20 protein-coding genes are annotated in these 20,804 nt (G+C 41.2%); 5 read left to right on the forward strand and 15 right to left on the reverse strand.

The window, feature by feature from the left end; translation table 11 throughout:
- Positions 1 to 43: 43 nt before the first annotated feature.
- Complete coding sequence (locus tag L8106_RS12395; protein WP_009784650.1) at positions 44 to 415, reverse strand: helix-turn-helix domain-containing protein; 372 nt, start codon at positions 413 to 415, stop codon at positions 44 to 46.
- Between the two features lie 54 nt (positions 416 to 469).
- Between L8106_RS12395 and tnpA the strand changes: the two genes are divergently transcribed.
- Both tnpA and L8106_RS32135 read left to right on the forward strand, forming a co-directional pair.
- Positions 470 to 874 carry an IS200/IS605 family transposase gene (gene tnpA / locus L8106_RS12400; protein WP_009782306.1) on the forward strand — a complete coding sequence of 135 codons (405 nt, stop codon included), beginning with the start codon at positions 470 to 472 and terminating at the stop codon, positions 872 to 874.
- A 122-nt stretch (positions 875 to 996) separates the two neighbouring features.
- Positions 997 to 1,137 (forward strand): hypothetical protein, encoded by a 141-nt coding sequence (locus L8106_RS32135; RefSeq protein ID WP_009784651.1) that lies wholly within the window; start codon positions 997 to 999, stop codon positions 1,135 to 1,137.
- 152 nt (positions 1,138 to 1,289) lie between these two features.
- Here the strand turns inward: L8106_RS32135 and L8106_RS12405 are convergent, their stop codons facing one another.
- The 7 genes from L8106_RS12405 to L8106_RS12435 form a co-directional block, all read right to left on the reverse strand.
- Positions 1,290 to 2,543 (reverse strand): OFA family MFS transporter, encoded by a 1,254-nt coding sequence (locus L8106_RS12405; protein ID WP_009784652.1) that lies wholly within the window; start codon positions 2,541 to 2,543, stop codon positions 1,290 to 1,292.
- 14 nt (positions 2,544 to 2,557) lie between these two features.
- Positions 2,558 to 2,926: a YccF domain-containing protein gene (locus tag L8106_RS12410; protein ID WP_009784653.1), complete on the reverse strand. Its 369-nt coding sequence runs from the start codon at positions 2,924 to 2,926 to the stop codon at positions 2,558 to 2,560.
- A 36-nt stretch (positions 2,927 to 2,962) separates the two neighbouring features.
- A complete protein-coding gene (locus L8106_RS12415) occupies positions 2,963 to 3,583 on the reverse strand; it encodes a tetratricopeptide repeat protein (RefSeq protein WP_009784654.1) in 621 nt (206 codons plus the stop codon).
- 37 nt (positions 3,584 to 3,620) lie between these two features.
- A complete protein-coding gene (locus tag L8106_RS12420; RefSeq protein WP_009784655.1) occupies positions 3,621 to 4,703 on the reverse strand; it encodes an ATP-dependent 6-phosphofructokinase in 1,083 nt (360 codons plus the stop codon).
- A 338-nt stretch (positions 4,704 to 5,041) separates the two neighbouring features.
- On the reverse strand, positions 5,042 to 5,491 hold the full coding sequence (locus tag L8106_RS12425; protein WP_156803657.1) for a hypothetical protein: 450 nt from the start codon (positions 5,489 to 5,491) through the stop codon (positions 5,042 to 5,044).
- Positions 5,492 to 5,613: 122 nt separating this feature from the next.
- A complete protein-coding gene (locus L8106_RS12430) occupies positions 5,614 to 6,156 on the reverse strand; it encodes a hypothetical protein (protein WP_009784657.1) in 543 nt (180 codons plus the stop codon).
- Positions 6,157 to 6,270: 114 nt separating this feature from the next.
- A complete protein-coding gene (locus tag L8106_RS12435) occupies positions 6,271 to 7,569 on the reverse strand; it encodes an FGGY-family carbohydrate kinase (RefSeq protein ID WP_009784658.1) in 1,299 nt (432 codons plus the stop codon).
- 333 nt (positions 7,570 to 7,902) lie between these two features.
- Between L8106_RS12435 and L8106_RS12440 the strand changes: the two genes are divergently transcribed.
- Positions 7,903 to 8,481 carry a peptidoglycan-binding protein gene (locus tag L8106_RS12440; RefSeq protein ID WP_232228472.1) on the forward strand — a complete coding sequence of 193 codons (579 nt, stop codon included), beginning with the start codon at positions 7,903 to 7,905 and terminating at the stop codon, positions 8,479 to 8,481.
- A gap of 139 nt (positions 8,482 to 8,620) precedes the next feature.
- Here L8106_RS12440 and L8106_RS12445 read toward each other — a convergent pair whose 3' ends face one another.
- Positions 8,621 to 8,968 (reverse strand): hypothetical protein, encoded by a 348-nt coding sequence (locus tag L8106_RS12445; RefSeq protein WP_009784660.1) that lies wholly within the window; start codon positions 8,966 to 8,968, stop codon positions 8,621 to 8,623.
- Positions 8,969 to 9,221: 253 nt separating this feature from the next.
- Here L8106_RS12445 and L8106_RS12450 point away from each other — a divergent pair, with 253 nt between their 5' ends.
- Positions 9,222 to 10,490, forward strand: a complete 1,269-nt coding sequence (locus L8106_RS12450; RefSeq protein ID WP_009784661.1) for a bifunctional sterol desaturase/short chain dehydrogenase — start codon at positions 9,222 to 9,224, stop codon at positions 10,488 to 10,490.
- Between the two features lie 18 nt (positions 10,491 to 10,508).
- On the opposite strand, the gene L8106_RS12455 is transcribed toward L8106_RS12450, so the two are convergent.
- Both L8106_RS12455 and L8106_RS12460 read right to left on the reverse strand, forming a co-directional pair.
- The gene (locus tag L8106_RS12455; protein ID WP_009784662.1) at positions 10,509 to 15,995 is read right to left on the reverse strand and encodes an ATP-binding sensor histidine kinase; all 5,487 of its coding nucleotides are present in this window, start codon (positions 15,993 to 15,995) and stop codon (positions 10,509 to 10,511) included.
- A 312-nt stretch (positions 15,996 to 16,307) separates the two neighbouring features.
- Positions 16,308 to 16,901, reverse strand: a complete 594-nt coding sequence (locus L8106_RS12460; RefSeq protein ID WP_009784663.1) for a hypothetical protein — start codon at positions 16,899 to 16,901, stop codon at positions 16,308 to 16,310.
- 199 nt (positions 16,902 to 17,100) lie between these two features.
- On the opposite strand from L8106_RS12460, the gene L8106_RS12465 reads away from it, so the two are divergent.
- On the forward strand, positions 17,101 to 17,538 hold the full coding sequence (locus tag L8106_RS12465; RefSeq protein ID WP_009784664.1) for a gamma-glutamylcyclotransferase: 438 nt from the start codon (positions 17,101 to 17,103) through the stop codon (positions 17,536 to 17,538).
- A 32-nt stretch (positions 17,539 to 17,570) separates the two neighbouring features.
- On the opposite strand, the gene L8106_RS12470 is transcribed toward L8106_RS12465, so the two are convergent.
- The 4 genes from L8106_RS12470 to L8106_RS12485 all read right to left on the reverse strand — a co-directional run bounded on the left by L8106_RS12470 (position 17,571) and on the right by L8106_RS12485 (position 20,766).
- Positions 17,571 to 18,146 (reverse strand): anti-sigma factor, encoded by a 576-nt coding sequence (locus L8106_RS12470; protein WP_009784665.1) that lies wholly within the window; start codon positions 18,144 to 18,146, stop codon positions 17,571 to 17,573.
- A 171-nt stretch (positions 18,147 to 18,317) separates the two neighbouring features.
- Entirely contained in the window at positions 18,318 to 18,977 is a 660-nt protein-coding gene (locus L8106_RS12475; RefSeq protein WP_009784666.1) for a sigma-70 family RNA polymerase sigma factor, read from the reverse strand.
- 83 nt (positions 18,978 to 19,060) lie between these two features.
- Positions 19,061 to 19,555, reverse strand: a complete 495-nt coding sequence (locus L8106_RS12480) for a molybdenum cofactor biosynthesis protein MoaE (protein WP_050779116.1) — start codon at positions 19,553 to 19,555, stop codon at positions 19,061 to 19,063.
- A 68-nt stretch (positions 19,556 to 19,623) separates the two neighbouring features.
- The gene (locus tag L8106_RS12485) at positions 19,624 to 20,766 is read right to left on the reverse strand and encodes a polysaccharide deacetylase family protein (protein WP_009784668.1); all 1,143 of its coding nucleotides are present in this window, start codon (positions 20,764 to 20,766) and stop codon (positions 19,624 to 19,626) included.
- Between the last annotated feature and the right edge of the window lie 38 nt (positions 20,767 to 20,804).

Here is a 20,804-nt window from a genome sequence, read left to right on the forward strand (position 1 = left end):
TAACACAATCAGGCTTAATAGAAGAAACCCAATTGTTCGATATCTATTCTTTCTTTAAATCGAGGCTTACCGCTACGTTTTCCATTTTATCTCCCTTGATATAACGACTAAAAGCTAGATCGACTCGTTTGACCATATCTTGCAAAACATGAGCATGGATGTCTTTATACCAAGGTCGCTCTTGTTTTAATTGAACAAGGGATCTTTTTTGTTTATAGTATTCTGGTTGTTCTCTAGGTTCAGCAATACTACAAACTAAAGGACAAGAATTAACGTAATTTCTGTTGTTTTCCCACCAATCAAATCTATCAGCTAACAAATAATTGTACTGACACCTTAATTTTTCTAGCCAACTGTTGAGACGACAACGTTGTTCGTAATTAGGTTTTAAACGATATTGGTAAGAAATTATCATGGTAAACCTCGACCTGTTACAATGACTGTAACATAAAACAGGCACGGTGACAACATGAAAGATGATTTTGTCTCTAGCGGGAGAGCAATATCAGACTTAAAAGCCCACTTGGTTTTGACAACTAAGTATCGACGTAAAGTGTTTACAGGAGCTATAATAGAGCGACTTCAAACCATCATATGGGAACGCCGTAAATGGGATTGTCAGATGATTGAAGTTAATGGGGAAACAGACCACATTCATTTGCTTTTCCAATATTACCCACAATTAGAATTACCTAAGTTTGTAGGTAACTTAAAATCTATAACCAGTCGTCGTTTAAGAACTGAATTTCCAGAATTAGCTGATGTTTATAGAAAGTCAGTTTTATGGAATGAATCATATTTTATTGCTAGTTGCGGAGGTGTAACTGTTTCACAATTAAAAGAATATGTTGAGAATCAAAAAACTCCTAATTGACAAAATTTCGGACATCGAGTCCTTAATTTGTCGGGCTATCCTTCCCGACGTTCATCTTCGATAGAACGCGGGGCTGTCGCCATTAGCTCAACTACAACTCAACTCTAAAAGGAGAAAATCTCATGGCTTCTGAAAGCATCAAAATCAATAAAACCATGTCTGGCAGCCACGTTGCAAAAGACTCTAAAGGCAACAAAGGCTTCGGAAAAACTCCAGAAACAGCGACTCAAGCGCTGAAAATGGCTCAAGACAAGAAGAAGTAGCCGACAAAGTGAGAATCTAGCCTGTATTCTACCACAGGCCTGATTCTTCTCCTACTCTGATCAGATGGATGGGGCGAGGATTCTGACTTCTTGCCCACATCCCTATTATGCCAAGGCGTAGCTGTCCAATCAATTTATCAGAAAGATTAAATCTAATCAATAATCACCTGATCGCGCTTCAGGAAAAAACTGGCAATAATTATCCCAAAAATCGCCAACAAACCCATCGGATAAAAGGCATAAGTATAGCTTCCAAACCAATCGCGAATTTGTCCGGCGATCAGCGTTCCCAACAGCGCCCCGACGCCGTAAGCGGTAAACACAATCCCGTAATTTTGGGCGTAATTGTCGGGGTTAAAAAATCTCAAAGTTGTTGTCGGTGCGATCGCCAACCATCCCCCCAAACAAAACCAAAATAGACAAAACGCGATCAAATAAGTTGCAACTTGTCCCTCGCCCGCATTCACCATCAAAACACAAGCAATCAAAATCAATACATAAGTAGTAATCGCCACATACCGGGGGGAAAAACGGTCGCTCAACCAACCAAACAGGGGCCGACTCATCCCGTTAAACAGGGCAAATAAAGAAACACTGCTGGCGGCTAATGCCGGATCGATTTGAATAATTTCTTCACCAACCGGGCTAGAAATTCCAATCGCACTTAAGCCGACAAAAGTACCAATAGTGTAGCACACCCACAACCCATAAAACGAGCGACTTTTCAACAGATTTGCGGGGTAAATAACCTCTGTTTTAGATACCGTTTGAGAGGAGATTGGTTGTTGAGGATGCCAGTCTTTTGGGGGCAATTTTAGGGTGATGGAAATCGCGAGAATAATCACCGTAAACGCGATCCCCAAAATTAACAAAGTCGGTCTAACACTGTAAGCATCAATCAAAGTTTTTCCCAGAGGGGCGGTAATTAATGGAGACAGTCCAAAACCAATAATGGTTAACCCAACTGCCAATCCTTTTCTATCAGGAAACCACCGGGCAACCACCGCCATCGGTACCCCGTAAGTAATACCAACTCCCGTCCCGGCAATTACCCCGTAGGTGAGAGTCAGGGCTAAAATATTGCTGGCAAAGCTAGAAAGAATGTAGCCCAAACCGACAATAACCCCCCCGATAGCCGTCATTTTTCGGGTGCCTATTTTGGGGATATAAAACCCGGCGATGGGCATCAAGGTGGCATAAAAAACGAGGGCAATTGTATAAGGTAAAAGACTTTCGGTGGCACCAATATTAAGTTCAGCTTGTAGGGGTTTTCTAAAGATACTCCAAGCGTAAACCGTCCCCAGACAGAGTAAAACAATTATTCCCAGAGGAATCAGCAACCATCTTCCCTGATCGGGAGGTAATCCAAATATTTTTAACTGTGAACTTTGATTTGTGCTAGCCATTAATTACAACTCCTTTAACGAAATTCTCGCCCGAAGGGGAATAAAGCCATTGGAATTAGTTTAAAATGTTGTTGAGCAAAGGGAATACCAATAATTGTAATTAATAAAATTAGACCATGAATTAAATGAGAAAGGGCAATTTCCCAGCCAAAAAATATTACCCAAATCACATTAAAAATTAGGGTCAATGGACTAGAAAAACTATCTAACACTATATTTTGCTTTCCAAAAGGAGTCATCGTTGCAAAACCGAGTTTAATCGCTTGTATTCCAAAAGGTATCCCAATAATCGTTAAACAAGTTGCCAGCCCACCGACAATATATCCTAAACCCGAAATAAAACCGCCAAAAATCAACCAGATAATATTTCCGATCAAACTCATTTGTTATTCTCCTCAACAAGCAAAATTAACGGCATCTTACACCCATTCTCGTAACGTTTGATGCACCACAGCCAGATGCCACATATAATCCTCTAACGGATATTCAGATGCGGCTTTCATAATAAACTCTTTGGCTAGGGCTTCATTCTCTTGAGCTTCATAATACAATCCTACATAAAGGTGAGCATAAAATTCTCCTTGCTTTCCTAATTTTGTCCCCGTATTGATGACATCTTCGGGCTGACAATTTCCTGCAAAAAGTTCATAAACCTGTCGCATCACCTTGCGGGGATCATTTCTAACCGATAATAGACAATCTTTCGCCGCTTCATCTCCTAAAAGTTGAGCCATACAAAGATATCGCCAAATCGTTTCTTCTAAATCTTGTGCATTGACGACTAAATCCAGTTCAAATTGATTCGCTCCGGCTTGAAATTGTCGAGCATAATAGTAAGATAACCCCCGTTGCCACAAATAAGGCTGAAGGGTAGGTTCAAGTTTTTCGGCTTGATCAAAATCTTGAATAGATTCTTCGATTTGAGCCAATTTAAAATGAACCATCCCTCGCTGAACATAAGCTTTGGGATCAAAGGGTCGAGAAGCAATTTCATCGTTCCAATGAGCCAATTGATTTTGAAGAAAGTCTTGACGATCCATATAAAAAAACAGTTACGAGTCACTCAACACCCTAAACTTAGTCTCCCAAACAAATTCCCATACTACGAGCCGTTTTCACCAAAATATCATTGGGATCAATCGCCCGATATTGAGTGATCGCCTCAGCAATGGGGACACTATCGACCTCACGATTCTGCCAAATCACCATACGATCATATTTTTCTTCGGCAATTAAATCAACTGCGGCTACCCCAAAAGCCGAACCAATGACTCGATCTGTCATTGTTGGCGTTCCGCCCCGTTGAACATGACCCAAAACCGTGACTCGCGTTTCCGCCCCACTACAAGCTGCAATTTGATCCGCTAAATATTGACCAATTCCTCGCAGTCGAGATTCTCCATGAAAGTCTGTAATAGTGAGAGCATCTCCGCTTTCTGTACGAACAGCCTCCGCAACGACAATTAAACTATAGTTTTTACCCTGTTTTTGCCGATCGCGAATTCGGTCACAAATCTTTTCCAAACTGTAGGGAATTTCTGGGATTAAAATCACATCCGCCCCCCCTGCAATTCCTGATCGCAAAGCAATATGTCCGGCATCGCGTCCCATGACTTCCACAATCATTGCCCGACTATGACTGGCTGCTGTAAAATGTAAGCGATCAATTGCTTCTGTGGCAATCGTGGCTGCGGTGTGATATCCAATTGATAATTCCGTACTACCGACATCATTATCAATGGTTTTAGGAATACCGACCAGATTAAGATTTCCTTGTTGGGCAAGTTTTCGCAAGATGGCTAAACTCCCATCTCCACCAATCCCAATTAACGCATCTAGTTGAAGCAGACGATAGCCTTCTATGATTTCATTGGAGCGATCTTGTATACTTCCATCTGGCATCGGAAAAGCAAATGGATCGCCTTTATTTGTCGTTCCCAAGATCGTTCCGCCATAGGTCAGAATGGGTTCGACTTTCTCAATGTTTAAATTGATCACATTGGGTGGACGAGACATCAAACCATGAGTAGCTTGACGAATTCCCAACACTTCCCAACCGTAAGTTCCCACTGCTCGATAAACGACCGCTCGAATCGCTGCATTCAAGCCTGCACAGTCTCCCCCACTGGTTAAGATGCCGATGCGTTTGTGTTCTTTCATGGTTCACATCCTGCATTCATTCTATTTTAAGATTAAGTCTTCTTGGTTTCTATACCGCGAAATTTTCTTCTGACTTAATCTTTTGTAGATTAGTATCCAGTGGTTATAACCCAGCTTTCAGATTTTAACAGCAAATGGTCGTTCTGACGAGGAACTGATTTAAAAGTTTATAATCAATGGGAAATCCGGTAAATCTAATACTCTGAATCATTTGATCATCGCTTTATTCAACTTTTTTAAATCAAAGTCAATAAAAAGAGCAGACAAAACCTGATCAATACTGGCTTTATCTGCTGTTTATTGGTTTTCTGGATTAAGAGGTTAGAGTTGAGTGAATCTTAGAACGGACAGCTTACGGGTGGGAATTGAGTCCCTGCATTGATGCGGTTGTAGCCATTCAGGTCAAAAATTACACTCTTATAAACCACTTTTTTTCCTTCTTTTCTACCCCGACGAACGCGCAGAGAACCCGCCACATCCCAAACCACAAAATCTTCTCCACAATTTCTCAGAATTGCTTCATCAAAAGGTTCAGACAATTCTACCGCAGCACCTGTGATCGTATTACCATTAACTTGACCGCTAATACAAATGCTATTGGAACTATTCGCTTGACTCAATTGACCTATAATATTATTTCCTTTCTTCCGGAATAAAAAGATTAAAGATTCAGTTTGAGCCAGTTCTGCGTCAGTAATTGGAGTGCTAGCGGTTACATAGCGATAGTTACCATCCGGTAAGCTAGAAACTTTGGTTTGAGTTTGAGTTTTAGGTTGAAATTGTACCATGGTTAAAGCTCTTTTTTGGGTTAACTTGTTTACTTCATTACAATCTAACTTCTCAAGTTTCAGGATAACAGTCACTTTTTTGAGTGACATTAGAGTTGGATAGTCTTTATGAGCGAATTTTTTTAACTTTTAAGACCCGATCTCGCAGACTGTAGTTTTGGCTGTTCGTTAGGATTTTCTTGAATTAATTCGACTTTTAGAGATTTGAAATTCTCCCGAATTTCTTCGAGATCATCTTCAGCTTCTACCTCAAATTCAAGATCGCTGCGTAAATTATCCGCCTTTACTAAAACTCGTTCATAGAGAGAAACTTTCTTACTCATTGGAACAGAAGCAATCCAACCATTTATAGTTACGGCTAAAGTTCCTAAAGGTGCTACTAATCCTTGTATTTTCTCCTCCTGGGAAGAACCACAAATAGTCGTTGCTGCGGTTAATACCAGTGCGATTCCAATCGACCAACGATTTAACTGTTTTGCCCTGGTCAACTCTTGTGCTTTTTCAGCTTTATAAGTAATAAGTTCCTTAACCAATTTCTCTTTTTTATTGACTAAATTATTACTAATATTCTGATTTGGAAAGGTTTTTTCTAAATGAAGAATAGGAGTAGAAGACTGAGTTGATTTTTTCGGTTCGGTGTGCTTTTCAACTGAGGTAGACTGCATTGGAAATTCCTCCTATATCAATCGCTTAAGGGTTAACTGAACTGTTATTTCTAATCTAACGTTTGGGTTTATCTGTGAACAGTCGCTTATTTGAGTGAAGTGAGTCGTTACTTCCTATACCTGACTTTTTTCAATACTTTGCATCGCTAATCGAGCGACACCATAAGCGGCGGCGGTATGTCTCGGCTGAACCATTGGTACTTTGAGATAACGTCCTCGAATTGTGGTCCAAACTGAATTTTTTGCCCCACCTCCGGCTGTATAAATGTGAGTCAGGGGTGTCGCGCCTAACTCTTGTAGTCGTTGATAACCTTTGGCTTCAATCCGAGCAATACTTTCGAGCAAACCGTGTAGAAATTCGACTGAATTATCGGGACGAGGTTCAAGACGGGGGAGAAGTTCGGGATCATTAATCGGAAAGCGATCGCCTTTTTTTAATAAGGGATAATAATCTAGGGGACTGTTAATATTGGGATTAATGTGCTGACTGAGCGTTTCTAATTCCTTATCGCTAAAAAATGCTCGCAACACCGCCCCTCCTGTGTTTGACGCACCTCCAGTCAGCCACAAATTCCCGAGGCGATGGCTGTAAACCCCGGAGTGAGCATCATTAACCGGGGTATGGCTGAGAAGCTTTAACACCAAAGTTGAACCCAAGGATGTCACCGCTTCACCGGGAGAAGTGGCACCACTGGCGAGAAAAGCGGCTATACTATCGGTGGTTCCGGCACAGACAACACATTGTTTTGGTAAGTTTAATTGTTTTGCTATTTCTGAGGTAATGGGGCTGATTGGGGTTCCCGGTGTAACGACTTTGGGTAATTGTAACTTCAGCGGGTTTGACTCACGATTAACTGCATTTGTCAACCAACTTGGGTAACAGAAATCAGTAACATCGTAGCCAAGTTTCAGAGTGTTATGATAGTCGCTAATACCTAGTTTTCCATGTAGCAAAAACCCTAACCAGTCCGCTTGATGCAGGAAATAAAGGGGCTGAGAAGGGATGTTTAATTCATTGTGATGATGTTGCCACCACAGCAGTTTTGCTAAACTAGAGGTTGCACTGAGAACGAGATGATTTGTTGGGGCGATCGCTTTGATTTTTTCGATCATTTCTACCCCTCGTCCATCGTTGTAAAGCAAAGGGGATGTAATCGGTTTTCCCTGTCGATCGCACAACAGCGTGGTTCCTGATGTACCATCAATAGCGATCGCGCCCGTTTGACGACGAAGTTCTACAGGAATTTGAACAATTAAATCAAATAAAGTTGTTTGCCAAGCAATAGGCCATTCATTAGGAGAAGAAGATTCTGGAAATTGAGATTCAACCTCTTGATGGATATCACCCTTTTGATCGAGGATGGCCAGTCGTGCGCCTGAAGTTCCGAAATCAATTCCGATATAAAAGTTCATGCTAATTCAACCTAAAACTATTGTCAATTTGCGATTTTATAGTATGATTAAGAGTTGGAGATTAATTTTCAAAACAGAGCCTGTATTAACTTTTTATAAAAAGTGTGCAATTTAGGTCTATTAACTCTAGACGTTTAGTTCATTTATAGTTATAAAGTAAAAGATACAGGGGAAATCCTCAAGGATTAACCCCTGAGGAAATGCTTCGAGGAGTTTGCAGAGGATTTTATGGATACACTCGCTTATAATCATTTAGTCTCCGCTTTTGAATCTCCGCGTCAGTCCAATGTTGATGGCAGCTTAGTTCTATTCCGGGGTATGAACTGGAACCAGATGTCAGGCGCTTGCTTATTACCGATTGTCTCCGTTGCAATTGGTGCAGCTATTTTAAGTGCAGGTAAACCCGCTCAAGCCTCACTGTACTATGGTGATTATGGTTCTGACGTTAAAGATGTTCAGCACAAGCTGGCTTATTATGGCTACTTCAGCTATAACGCCACTGGCTACTACGGCAAAGTCACCAAGCACGCGGTTAAAGCATTTCAACGGGACTACGGTTTACACGTTGATGGTGTAGTTGGCCCGAGTACAGCTTCCGCTATGGGCTTAAAGTGCTATGGTAGCTCCTGCTACAAGTCTAGCTCTCACAAGTCCCACTACAGTAAGCACCATTACCAGAAAGCTAGCTACCACAAGAAGTCTCACGGCTCTGGCCTCAGTCATGGTTCTAGCGGCTACAAAGTGACTAAGTTACAAGATCAGTTAGCTAACTATGGCTACTTCCATGCCAACTCTACGGGCTACTACGGTAAAATCACCAAGCACGCTGTTAAAGCCTTCCAATATGACTATGGCTTACACGCTGATGGTATTGCTGGCCCGAAAACCCTTCGTGCAATGGGTCTATATTAATTAGTAGGATATTTTTAAAGAGTTCAACTCTTAACAATTTCCTATAAATTTACCTGCATAACTATTAGGCAGATCTTCGCTTAATAGCCATGCAGGTTATTTTGAGTTAAAATAAGTTCTCAAAAACGTTTCACGAGAACTACTTTTTCATGTCCCGAGCCATTTTGCGGAACTCGTCTAAGTTCGTATCCGGACGACGCCGTTCTGTTTTGGGAGCTGAGAAAGAAGATGAAGGTGCAGAAGAAAAGGAGGATGCCGAAGAACCATTAGAAGACGGTTTGGACATCTCCATCGCGGCTTTAGCCACAGAGTCAGGGATATTCACAGGCTTTCCACCTGCCATTTTCGGGAAGCTTTTCTTCACCTGCTGTTGTTTACGCATAAACTCTACGTCACCCAAGCTTTGGGCATCGTCTGAGCCGAGGTAGAATGCACTAGATTCAGGATTTTCAGACTTTTTACCAAATAAACCAAATAGTCCTGCCATGTATTACTCCGAATAGCTGTGTGAGAATTTTTCATCGTTATGTAACATATTATCAAAATTTATGTTGAAATGAGTACAATATTAATTTTTGTCGGTTAGCTTCTGCTTTTAACCCAAGAGTTGCAAAAAGCCGATATAGGTTTAAAATCACTTAATTGATGGCGATTTCAGCCTAAACAGCATCGTAATATCTGCACAGAAGCCAACAGAACAGACCAACAAAAAATGAGAAAAATTAACAGATGATCAAATTATGATTAATATTTGGATTCAACATATCGCCTGGGGACTCGGTACCGTACTCGGAGTTGAACTCGTTCGAGATCTTTACCATGTCCTTTCCCACGTTTGGCAACCGTTATATCGCTGGCACGTCTGGCATCATCGAGTCTTTCGTCAAGACTTTAGCGTGGTTAGCGATCAGATTTATCGTCAGGGAAACTGGTATCACGATGTCCCCGAAGCGATCGCCATGTTAATATTTAGTTTAATCTTTGGAATCATCGCCCATTATTTCGCCCCTGAACATCAATGGTTTGCTCTTGTGGGTTGTGTATATACACTATTGTTTTTAGTTCCCGCAATTGCCCGAGGACTCGGTATTCCCAAAGTCGATCAACTCACAGATATTACTCATCTTCCCGGCGAATTTTCTCAGCCGCCCTCTCACTGGTTTGTTAACCGTCCTTATCACTGGCGACATCATTTTGACAACCAAAACGCTTATTTTTGTGGTACGCTCACCTTCGTCGATAAACTGATGGGAACAGCACTTTCTCTCAAAGGTAAAACAGTTGCAGTCACAGGCGCATCTGGAACATTAGGGCAAAGTCTTTTATTGCAACTTCATCAAGCCGAAGCAAAAGTTATCGCCCTCACTTCTAAAGATCAAACCGTTAGTATTAATCTCAATGGAGAAGAATATCCCGTCAAAACCATCACCTGGAAAGTTGGTGAAGAAGAGCAACTCACTCAGTTATTGAAAAAAGTTGATATTCTGATTTTAAATCATGGCATTAATGTTCATGGAGAACGCACCCCCGAAGCAATCACTAACTCTTATGAAATAAATGCGTTTTCAAGTTTGCGGTTGCTCGAATTATTTCTGTCAACCGTAGAAACAAACACAGATATTGCTCGCAAAGAAGTCTGGGTGAATACCAGTGAGGCTGAAGTCAGTCCGGCGTTGAGTCCGTTGTATGAACTTAGTAAACGAACTTTAGGAGATTTAATTACCCTCAGACGTTTAGATGCGCCCTGTGTAATTCGGAAATTAATTTTAGGGCCGTTTAAGAGTAACCTAAATCCGATTGGTGTGATGTCACCTGACTGGGTTGCCAAACAAATTATCAAACAAGCCTGTTCAGATATGAGAACAATTATTGTAACGATTAACCCGATTACTTTTATTGCTTTTCCGGTGAAAGAATTTTTTGTTTCCCTCTATTTCAAACTCTTTACTCACAAATCAACCCCGACTGTCTTCGAGTCTAAAGATTCTTATAAACGAAATTTTTTATAGAGCCAATGGGGGTTAACCTTAAGCTTTAATAGGAAGCGTGATCTCAAACTCAGTCCCTTGACCCAAAGTTGATTGAACTGCTATTGAACCCTGATGTTTTTCGACGACAATTTGATTGGCGATCGCCAACCCTAACCCCGTACCTTTTCCTACACCTTTAGTTGTAAATAAGTGGTCAAAAATCTTTTGTTTGACTTCTTCATTCATACCTTTGCCATTATCAGCAATGGTAATTTTTACCTTTTCATTTTCTAATAATGTTTGAATGATAATGCGGTTAGGACTAACCCGAAGTTCGGCAAAACTGCGGCCGATATTGGATTCATCTAAGGCATCAATAGCATTGGCTATAATATTCATAAACACCTGATTTAATTGACCAGGGAAGCAATTAATCGCGGGGATATTACCGTAGTTGGTCACAACTTCAATCGCCGGACGTTTTTCATTTGCCTTGAGACGATGTTTGAGAATTAACAGAGTGCTATCAATCCCTTCATGGATGTTAAATGGCACTTTGTAATCTTTGTCAGCACGGGAAAAAATACGAAGACTGGTACTGATATTTTGAAGGTGATCGCAAGCTATGATCATAGAATTAATCATCTTGGGCAAGTCTTCTAAGCTATAATCTAAGTCAATTTCTTCGCGATGTTCGATGATTTCATCACTTTTATTGGGGAAACTTTCTTGATAGAGTTTTAGGTGTTCAATAATATCTGCAATAATGGGTTTAGTTTGTTGGAGCGTAGCAGAAATAAAGCCCAAAGGATTATTCATTTCATGGCCAACTCCCGCCACTAAATTACCCAAAGCCGACATTTTTTCACTTTGAACGATTTGGAGTTGGGCATTTTGTAAGTTGTATAATGCCTGTTCTAATTGGTGGGCATATTGCTGAGATCGCTCATAAAGTCGAGCATTTTCTAGGGAAATAGCAGCTTGAGCGCAAAGTAAATTCAGGAGTTCCACGCGATCGCGCGTAAACACTCCCCTGGCTAAATTATTTTCTAGATATAAAATGCCCAGTAACTTACCTTGATGTAAAATCGGGCTACACAAAATACTTTTAGGCTGCTGACGGATAATATAAGGGTCATTTGCTAAACTCAGCTCGTGACTCGCATCAAATAACACAATAGTTTGCTTGTCATGTTTCACTTGATCAATTAGCTTCAAAGGAATCTCTTGACTCTCCTCAATGGGAAGGCGTTGTAACACGACTGGCTCTGTTCCCACAGTAATTAACCCTTTGATCAACAGGCGTTTCTCTTTTGTTTCTGCTAGCGAATCATCTTGAAAAAGCATTAACACGCATTTATCAGCCCCCGCATTTTCAATCACGATCTGCAACAACGATGAAAGTAGTTTTTTGAGTTCGATTTCACTAGAAAGGGTTTGAGAAGCTTTGAGAATTGCAGCTAAATCTAGCGCGACAGAAACGTTACTACTCGATGTAGCGGAATTGGTAGAGGTGACACTTCCCAGTGAAAAGATAGTTTCGCTAATAGAGAAAGAAGATCGGGTTTGCTGTAATATAGGAGCAAGCAGTTGGGGATAGCGGATTTCTAAATCATCAGTTTTGGCTTTAGCTCCCCATCGGGCATAACAGTAGTAGGCTTCCTGCATATATACAGCAGCAATTTTTTCCTTTCCCCAATTCAAATAAAATTTAGCTGCAAGTTCGTTAGCTAAGGCTTCCTCTTGAACATAACCGTTTTCCTTAGCACCTTGAATCGCTAAGTCGTAAAATTCTAGAGCTTCTGTTTTGCAATTGAGAACGCGATGTTTTTCAGCTTCAACTAAATGATATTTGTGCAAGTAATTCATGGAGCCATAATCAGCCCATTCTTTCAACTTAGTTTGATTTTCTTGCATTCGCTGCCATCGAGAGTCCGACTCGGTTATCAATTCGGGAAGGGTAGCAAGCACAGTCAAAGAATCATAGAAATAGAAGACTGGTTCAACAATATTTCCGATTCCCCCCGCCAAATACTGTCGGTTTTGAGCAGCATCGTGTTCGGCTTTGGCAAAGTCTTCCAGCCAGTAATTCAATGTAAATCGATACAGATAAAAATAGGATAATCGGTAAAAATCGTGTTCGGCTTTGGCTTCCGCCAAGACTTTTTCTTCATAGGAATCTTGGCGAAAGGGAACCTGATCTTCTGACTCACCCAACAGAATTTGAGCAGCTTGCCAGTAAGCCAAAACACAGTTAGCCGCCGTAAATTGGTTGAGGTCGCATAACTGTTGATAATAGGCACTAATTTGGGGTTCGAGTTCGGTAAGCGGTTGACCGCACCAATAGGCATTTAAACAGTACAATTGTGCATCATAGCCCATAAATTCTAGATTGCCCGTTTCTAATCCGGCTTGATAGCCTTCGAGAAGAATGGGCAGTGAATCTCGGAGATGGGTCGTCCAATGACCAACATATCCCCCCATTAACAGCGCTGTTGCAGCTCGAATATTTTTGGCACCCGGTTCTGAAGCGAGTTGGTATCCCAATTGCCCAAACTGAGTCACCTTTGTCATATCTCCCCACAGCATCCTCAGTTGGAAGGCGTAACCCGTGTAACAATAAGCCGAAACCGGACTATTTCCAAATTGAATTGACAGCTTCACCTGTAGCGCTACGATTAGAAAATAAAGCTTCGAGCCTGTCATGTAACAGACGGGTGTGAGGCGAGCCGCATTTTGCATAATCGCTAATTGCTGGGGATCGGTCATTGGCGGCAGATGAAGAAATGACTCAATGGCGCGACCCTCAATTAACTCATCAATTTCTTGCTTAATAGGCCGAATATCCTCTAGGGTTGGGTTGTCTGGCAGGTTCACGCCCAACATTTGAAAGACCGATTGACCGATAGCGATCGCCTCTAAAAATTGATTTCGGGCGACCATTGCCTGAATTCTAACTTGATAAACTTGCACCCGTTCTAAAGGCGTTTTTGCATGATGAATGACCGCTTCAATCCACCGATCCATCTGCTCAAAATCGCCAACCAAAAAAGTCACCTCAGTCGCTAAGTTGTACAGGGATAGGGTCATTTCGTATTGCCGTTGCCAAGCGTCTGTTCCCAGCAGTTTCAGTCCAACTGTGGCATATTCATGTGCGGCTTGATAAGCAGTTGCAGCTCTCGCTTTTTGACAGGCAATTAGGTTGAGTTGGGCTAATTCTTCTCGCTCTTTGGGTTGACTAATTAAAGCAGTTCCGTAATTTAATTGATTGACCAGTTCAAAAATACGATCTTCTATTACTTCTGGGGAAATCTGTTGCAGGAGCAGTTTTCCAATTTGGTAATGGGTGATCTGTTTCTGGTTATCGGGAATTAGGAAATATGCGGCTTGTTGAACGCGATCGTGTAAGAATTTATATTTGGCTAATTGTTTATTGTTATTCTCATTTTCTATCGTTAATCCCTGCTGATCTTCTCCCTGATAAAATTTATAAACATCACTAATGGGTAAAATAAACCCTTCTTGTAATGCTTTCCATAAACTTGCTGCTGTTTCTATCTCCGATTGTTCCGAAATAATTGCTAAAGTTGCTAAATCAAACTGATTTCCAATACAAGCTGCTAATTTGAGGCTATTCTGGGTTAAGGATGGTAATTTCTCTAACTGCAACGCCATAAAGGCAACAACATCATCTGTGAGTGCTTGCTGATTTACTTGTGCAATATCACATTGCCAACACCCTAACTTAAAATCAAATTGAATCAGTTCTTCTTGATGTAATGATTTGAGAAATTGTGTTGTAAAAAATGGATTTCCTTGAGTTTTTTTATCGACTAATTGAGAAAGTGGAAAAGCTAACTTTTCTGTGCATTTCAGCGTATCTGCAACTAATTTGTTAACTTGTTTTTGACTCAAGGGTGCTAAAGTGATTGTGTTAATCGTTGCTTGTCTTTTTTCAATTTCATTCAAAGTTAACATCAATGGATGAGCTGGATTAACTTCGTTATCACGGTATGCACCAATAATAAAAAGATACCCTGTATCAGCCATTAATAACTGCATTAACTTCAATGATGCTGCATCTGCCCATTGTAAATCATCCAAAAATATGACTAATGGATGTTCAGCAGTAGTAAAAACTTGGGTGAATTTTTGAAATAATAAATTAAATCGATTTTGTGCTGCTGTTCCTGATAATTCCACTGCTGGTGATTGTTCACCAATAATACGTTCTAATTCCGGAATAACTTCAATAATGACTTGCCCATTCTCCCCAACAGCATCTAATATTTTTTTCTTCCACTGTTTAATTTTAGTCTCGCCTTCTGTTAACAACTGCCCCATTAAATCTCGGAAGGCTTGCACAAATGCTGAAAAGGGAATATTACGATTAAATTGATCAAACTTACCTTTAATAAAATCACCTCGTTGTCTGACAATAGGTTTATGAACTTCGTTGACAACGGCTGTTTTCCCAATACCCGAAAAACCGGAAACTAGCATCATTTCCGATCTTCCTTCTTCCCCGTTAACAAGGGGAGTCTGGGGGGGATTACTGACTCTTTCAAAGGCTTGGAGTAGGGTTTCTACTTCAGCTTCTCGTCCATAGAGTTTGTCGGGAATAATAAAGCGATCACTGACATCCTGTCGCCCAATTTCAAAGTCTTCAATCTTACCAGTTTCTTGCAGTTGAGTTAAACAGTTTTCTAGATCATATTTTAATCCTAATCCACTTTGATACCTTTCTTCTGCATTTTTTGCGATTAATTTTTTAACTATTTCTGATAGTACAAATGGTATTTTTGAGTGTTTGTCATGAACTAAGGGTGCTGACTTGGCGATATGACAATGTACTAATTCCATCGGATCACGGGATTGAAAGGGTAACTCTCCTGTGAGTAATTCATAGAAAGTTATACCCAAAGAATAGAAGTCAGTCCGATAGTCAATTCCCCGGTTCATTCGACCTGTTTGTTCAGGGGAAATATAAGCCAATGTACCTTCTAAAACATTGGGATTCTCAATTCCTGGAGCTTCTTTCGGTAATCGAGAAGAAATGCTAAAGTCAATCAACTTGATTTGTAACGTTTCAGGTTGAATAAGAATATTAGCGGGTTTAATATCTTTATGAATCACTCGACAACGATGAAGTCCCCACAGCGTTTCAGACAGTTGCAGCCCAATGCGGAGAAAGTCCGCAAGGGATAGGGGAGTTAAGTGATCAGCGTGATGAGCTGCTGTTTTTTTCAAGTAATCTGCCAAGGAAATACCCCCCACATCTTCCATCACCAGGGCATAGCTCTGGCGATACCGCTCTAGTGCTAAGGATTTAACCACTGTGGGCAGTGCTAGATTTTTGGTAATCACGTACTGGTTGCGAAACCGAACTAATTCTGCGAACGTTGGATATTCCTCTCGCAACACTTTGAGGACAACGGGGAGTTGATCAGTTTCTCGAATTGCTTGATAAACCAGGGTACGTGACCCAGCATAGAGCTGATTGGTGATCCGATAGCCTGGTAAACTAATGTTAATATTCTTCATCCCCAACCCTCAAAGCAGCTACTATTACGTCAATTATACTTTCTCTATTTTTCAACTATACAAAAGTTTCGATTTATAGAAATTAAGAATGATTAATGAGATCGCCGGGGATAATAACTCAGTGAGATCGGTAATTATATCTCATAACTCACTTATTTATGATCGCTATATTTGTGGATTTTAAAATCAATCAGTTCATACTTTTTTTGACTTTGGGTGCCAAATAACGAATAAGCCAATCAGTGAGCAATTGCTTCTAATTGGCTTTCCCTATTTCTTCTTTTTTTATCAAACGTTTGTTAAGTTTTTGTTCTAATTCTTGACTTCAGACATTTCTAGTACACGTCCCTCTAAATCTTTCACCAAAAAATTAAGGGGTCTTTCGCTCCGAATTTTAAACTTGAGTCCGCGTGTTTGTACTCGCATTAAGACTTGTTCTAAACAGTCGTGATCAAAGCAAACATGACGATCACGGTTCTTTGTTCCGTAGCTTGCACCGCTAATGATATGTAACTGAGTATTTTTCATCAGTTGATACCACAAACCCTCAGAAGCACCCAGATCAGACGGATTGCTGGCAGAACCGCCAACTGTGGTAGACATATACAAGGGATCGATTCCTGTTGCTCCTAAGGTTTGTTCATAGTTGTAATAATAATGCAGAGGAACATCGGCAACGGGCAAATCGAGCAAACCCTCATAGAATTGCCGAGCAACGTTGAGATCGCTCACCATGATAGTGTGTACTTTTGGCGCACTGGTGAGAAACATCCACATAGCGCCTGCATAGGCCGCAAGCAGCATGACCATCACGCCTTGAGTGGATAAAATACTGTCAAGTGCGGGGAAAAAAGCACTCAAGGGTAAATGGGGCAGCGAAAAATCAATTAGACGAATGGCTAGCATGAATGATACAAAAGTAAACTAGACTTAACAGTAGAGTCGGGACTGAAACTGAAGCCTAAATGTTAGGCTAGTTCTAATGTTAACAAAAAGTTATTCAAACACTCCCCGACAAGCTTTCTTGTTTAAACTATTGACAAATATTTATAAATATGTTAATAATCAGGCTTTTAAAGAACAATCAGGATTGAGATTGGAGTGAATGTCAGAGAATCTAATTCACATTTTTGTATACGGCACACTCAAACCGGGCGAATGCAATTATCAGCGCTATTGCGCCCCTCGAGTGGTTCAGGAACGTTTGGCGATCGCAGAGGGCCAACTTTTCCATTTATCGTTAGGGTATCCAGGGATGACGGAAGGAGTCGGTTGGGTTTCGGGTGTGATCCTCTCATTCCCCAACCCCTCAATTTTTGAGGATTTAGACTGTTTAGAAGATTATCAACCCCATCGCCCCCCCGAACAAAACGAATACCAACGCCAAGAAATTCAAACCTATACTCCCGACAAACACCCCTTAAAAGTAGCGTGGGTTTATTGGATGAATCCGGCTAAAATTCAACAGTATCAAGGCGTTTATCTTCCAGATGGAAATTGGAATTCTCACATCAAAAGCAAAAAAAGCTCAAAGGGAAGATAGACTTAGTAGAATACCTCTAAACTTCCCGACTTCTATTGAGGGTTAGAAATTGGCGACTTCGGAATCTCAATAATCGGTTGATTGACAGTTATACTTGCTGCATCAGAACGAACAATTGGAATAATCGGTTCATTCAGGGCAATTTTGAGGGGTTCAGGATCATTATTAGGTCGAGAGGCGAACTGCGGAATGCGAGAAAAACTACCGAACGATACACTAGAAATTGTCGCCACAAACAAAGCCGCAATAGCCGTTCCACCCCAAGCCACCCGGCGATAAGTCGTGCGACGATCAACCTTCTCAAAAACCGCTTCAGCGAGGAAATCAGGAGCCGTTTGTTGAGCCGTGGGTACAGGTAGACTCTGCCATTGAGAACTAAGCTGGAGCAATTGCTGATAGCAACTTTTCACTTGAGGATCAGTCGCTAACCATTTTTCGACTTGGCGGCGTTCTTCTGGGTTCGCCTCACCATCAATATAGGAACTGAGCAGTTCATAATGATAATCGCTCAGATCACCGTCTGACGGATGTTGCATTTGTTCTTCCGTATTAAATGCTGAGTGAGAGTTTATTTCTTGATGGTTATTAGACTCAAAGTTAGGCTTCATAGTAACACCTCCCCGTAAACTTTAGGTGAATGCAATGCAAATCATGAGATGAATCTGTTGTTTGTGAAAATGGGGGAGAAACGCGCTTTAGAGATGCATTTCTGGTTTTAACACTGTTATTAAATAGTGTATCAGTCTCGAATTCTGACCACCTGAGATTCACAGGCTTTCCTAACTATTTAGATAAGGTTGTAACTGACTTTGTAGCCGTTGACGCGCTCGAGCAATTCTAGATTTCACCGTTCCGAGAGAAACACCTGTAATTTCAGCAATTTCCTCATAAGCTAGACCTTCAATTTCTCGCAAAACAATCGTTGTGCGAAAGACTTCCGGTAAATCAGCGATCGCCTCATTAAGACAATCATAAAATTCTCGTGTACTGAGATCATCATCAGGGCCAGGAAGTTCCGCCGGAATTTCCCACTCGACTTCACCATCATCAATACAACGCGGTGCATCAAGCGACAGAGGGGGTTTAACCCGTTTACGCTTGCGGAGTTCATCGTAAAATAGGTTGGTTGCAATTCGACTCAACCAGCCCCGAAATTTAGCGGGTTCTTGTAGGCGTTTGATATTGCGATAAACGCGAATCCAAATTTCTTGAGCCAAATCAGAACGATCTTGCCAATCAGGAGCCAAATGGTACAATACCTTATCGACATGAACTTGATACCGACGCAAGAGTTCAGTAAAAGCTGCTCGATCAGGCTGTACTCCTTCCTGACATCGCAAGATTAAGTCATAGTTGGAGAGCTTATCAGGGGGCAATAGCACTTCTTGAAGAACATTCACCTTAGCCGCAGACCAGGATATAGATATAGTTTCGCTCATATTATGGAACTTGGCTCATCAGACATTCCCTTTCACTAGACGTCTACCGAGTTCCGAATGTTCCAAAAATTTGGAACTCAGGTTTAGGGTTCACAGTCAGTCTGACAAGCCCCAATACTTACCCAACTACTTGATCCATCCACCCAATGCTCTTTTTTCCAAATCGGAGCATTGTGTTTGAGGGTATCAATCGCATATTGACAAGCTTCAAACGCTTCACGACGATGGGGACAACCGACTGCAACCAATACACTAATTTCCCCAACTTGTAAGCGCCCGATACGATGATGAATCGCAACCTGACTCACCTCTGGCCAGTTTTGGCGAATTTCAGCCGCTATCCCCTCAAACACTCGTATTGCCATCGGTTGGTAAGCCTGATATTCTAAGGCTTCCACAGCTTGACCCTCGGTATTGTTACGAACCATTCCACTCATTACTACCACGGCACCATTAGCAGGTTCATCCACTAATGCGTAAATTTCTTCTATAGACAGAGGGGCTAGAGTAATCGCAAAATGGTCTGGGGATGAGATCGATTCAGAAGAAGTTTGAATAGTCAGGCTAGAATTAAACATTACTGCTATCGTTAACATCTATCTATCTGTTTTTACACAAATAGCCTATTGCCACGATAACCGATTATTTATTCGCTGGCTTCCCTATCTGAGTTGAGATCTAAACTGGACTGTTGTTGCACTTGACTTTCTTGTTTAGCGATCGCTTGATCGGCGATTTCCAGCAATTCCGGGATAGTCACAAACCGATAGCCTTTTTCTTTGAGTTCAGCAATAATATCGGGTAAAGCTTTCACCGTCTCTGAACGATTTCCACCACCATCATGCAACAACACAATCCGACCCGGTTTAATCGAACCTAGAACATTACTCTTAATACTAGAAGCTGAACTTCTCCAGTCTTTAGAATCAGATGACCACATAATATTCACGTAGTCTCGCGTAAAAACGTAATCAACTAAACCGTTATCTTCAACTCCACCCGGTGGACGAAAAATTGTTGTCTTAACACCGATTAATTCTTCAATTAAATCCGCCGTATCTTCAATCTCTTTAGCGGCAACAGAGCGACTATGTTTGTGATAACGATGATTCCAAGTATGATTAGCAACGACATGACCATCGGCTGCTACTTTTTTACCAATCTCTTTGTGATTGTTTAACGCTTGACCGACCCAAAAAAATGTCGCTTTAATATTATTTTCTTTGAGAATATCTAAAATTTGTTCTGTTGTTTTTGGCCAGGGGCCATCATCAAAGGTCAACGCAATCACTTTTTCATCGGTATTAAGATCGACATATTTAATTGTTTTTCCTTTGAAACGATCCGGTATAGTATTGTCAAACCGTTGAGCTTTTAGCCGAGTAATTGCGGTTTGTACACCCTCAACCCGTTGAGTCATCGCTTGTCCGACACTGGGTAATTCTCTCGGATTTATCGCAGATGATGGTACGCTAGGCAAGCTAGACTCTTGACGTTCCTGTTGATTTTTACTCTGGGATGAAGGATCAGAAGATTGTTCGGGAATAGGGGAGACAGGCGCTTGTTGAGAGGAGTTTTCCTCGGGTTTTTGAGTAGATTCTGGACTAGGCGCAACAATCTCTGGCGAAGACCGACGAGGTACAGACGGCACCTGAACTTGACGAGTTGTACGCAGATTCAAAGGCAACATTACGCCGATCATAAAACTTCCCACAGCCGAAATCAATGCAAAACGAGTGATCCGCTGCTGTTGCTGTTGCTGACGAGTTAAACTCGGGTTTTGTACCACACTATTTCTCCTTCACACCTAAAAACTTAACCTCAAAG

Source organism: Lyngbya sp. PCC 8106 (assembly GCF_000169095.1).
GTDB lineage: Bacteria > Cyanobacteriota > Cyanobacteriia > Cyanobacteriales > Microcoleaceae > Capilliphycus.

Excerpts from the sequence above, each read along its gene's own strand:
- L8106_RS12395 (WP_009784650.1), bottom strand. The coding sequence starts at position 415 with ATGATAATTTCTTACCAATATCGTTTAAAACCTAATTACGAACAACGT.
- tnpA (WP_009782306.1), top strand. The coding sequence starts at position 470 with ATGAAAGATGATTTTGTCTCTAGCGGGAGAGCAATATCAGACTTAAAA.
- L8106_RS32135 (WP_009784651.1), top strand. The coding sequence starts at position 997 with ATGGCTTCTGAAAGCATCAAAATCAATAAAACCATGTCTGGCAGCCAC.
- L8106_RS12405 (WP_009784652.1), bottom strand. The coding sequence starts at position 2,543 with ATGGCTAGCACAAATCAAAGTTCACAGTTAAAAATATTTGGATTACCT.
- L8106_RS12410 (WP_009784653.1), bottom strand. The coding sequence starts at position 2,926 with ATGAGTTTGATCGGAAATATTATCTGGTTGATTTTTGGCGGTTTTATT.
- L8106_RS12415 (WP_009784654.1), bottom strand. The coding sequence starts at position 3,583 with ATGGATCGTCAAGACTTTCTTCAAAATCAATTGGCTCATTGGAACGAT.
- L8106_RS12420 (WP_009784655.1), bottom strand. The coding sequence starts at position 4,703 with ATGAAAGAACACAAACGCATCGGCATCTTAACCAGTGGGGGAGACTGT.
- L8106_RS12425 (WP_156803657.1), bottom strand. The coding sequence starts at position 5,491 with ATGGTACAATTTCAACCTAAAACTCAAACTCAAACCAAAGTTTCTAGC.
- L8106_RS12430 (WP_009784657.1), bottom strand. The coding sequence starts at position 6,156 with ATGCAGTCTACCTCAGTTGAAAAGCACACCGAACCGAAAAAATCAACT.
- L8106_RS12435 (WP_009784658.1), bottom strand. The coding sequence starts at position 7,569 with ATGAACTTTTATATCGGAATTGATTTCGGAACTTCAGGCGCACGACTG.
- L8106_RS12440 (WP_232228472.1), top strand. The coding sequence starts at position 7,903 with ATGTCAGGCGCTTGCTTATTACCGATTGTCTCCGTTGCAATTGGTGCA.
- L8106_RS12445 (WP_009784660.1), bottom strand. The coding sequence starts at position 8,968 with ATGGCAGGACTATTTGGTTTATTTGGTAAAAAGTCTGAAAATCCTGAA.
- L8106_RS12450 (WP_009784661.1), top strand. The coding sequence starts at position 9,222 with ATGATTAATATTTGGATTCAACATATCGCCTGGGGACTCGGTACCGTA.
- L8106_RS12455 (WP_009784662.1), bottom strand. The coding sequence starts at position 15,995 with ATGAAGAATATTAACATTAGTTTACCAGGCTATCGGATCACCAATCAG.
- L8106_RS12460 (WP_009784663.1), bottom strand. The coding sequence starts at position 16,901 with ATGCTAGCCATTCGTCTAATTGATTTTTCGCTGCCCCATTTACCCTTG.
- L8106_RS12465 (WP_009784664.1), top strand. The coding sequence starts at position 17,101 with ATGTCAGAGAATCTAATTCACATTTTTGTATACGGCACACTCAAACCG.
- L8106_RS12470 (WP_009784665.1), bottom strand. The coding sequence starts at position 18,146 with ATGAAGCCTAACTTTGAGTCTAATAACCATCAAGAAATAAACTCTCAC.
- L8106_RS12475 (WP_009784666.1), bottom strand. The coding sequence starts at position 18,977 with ATGAGCGAAACTATATCTATATCCTGGTCTGCGGCTAAGGTGAATGTT.
- L8106_RS12480 (WP_050779116.1), bottom strand. The coding sequence starts at position 19,555 with ATGTTTAATTCTAGCCTGACTATTCAAACTTCTTCTGAATCGATCTCA.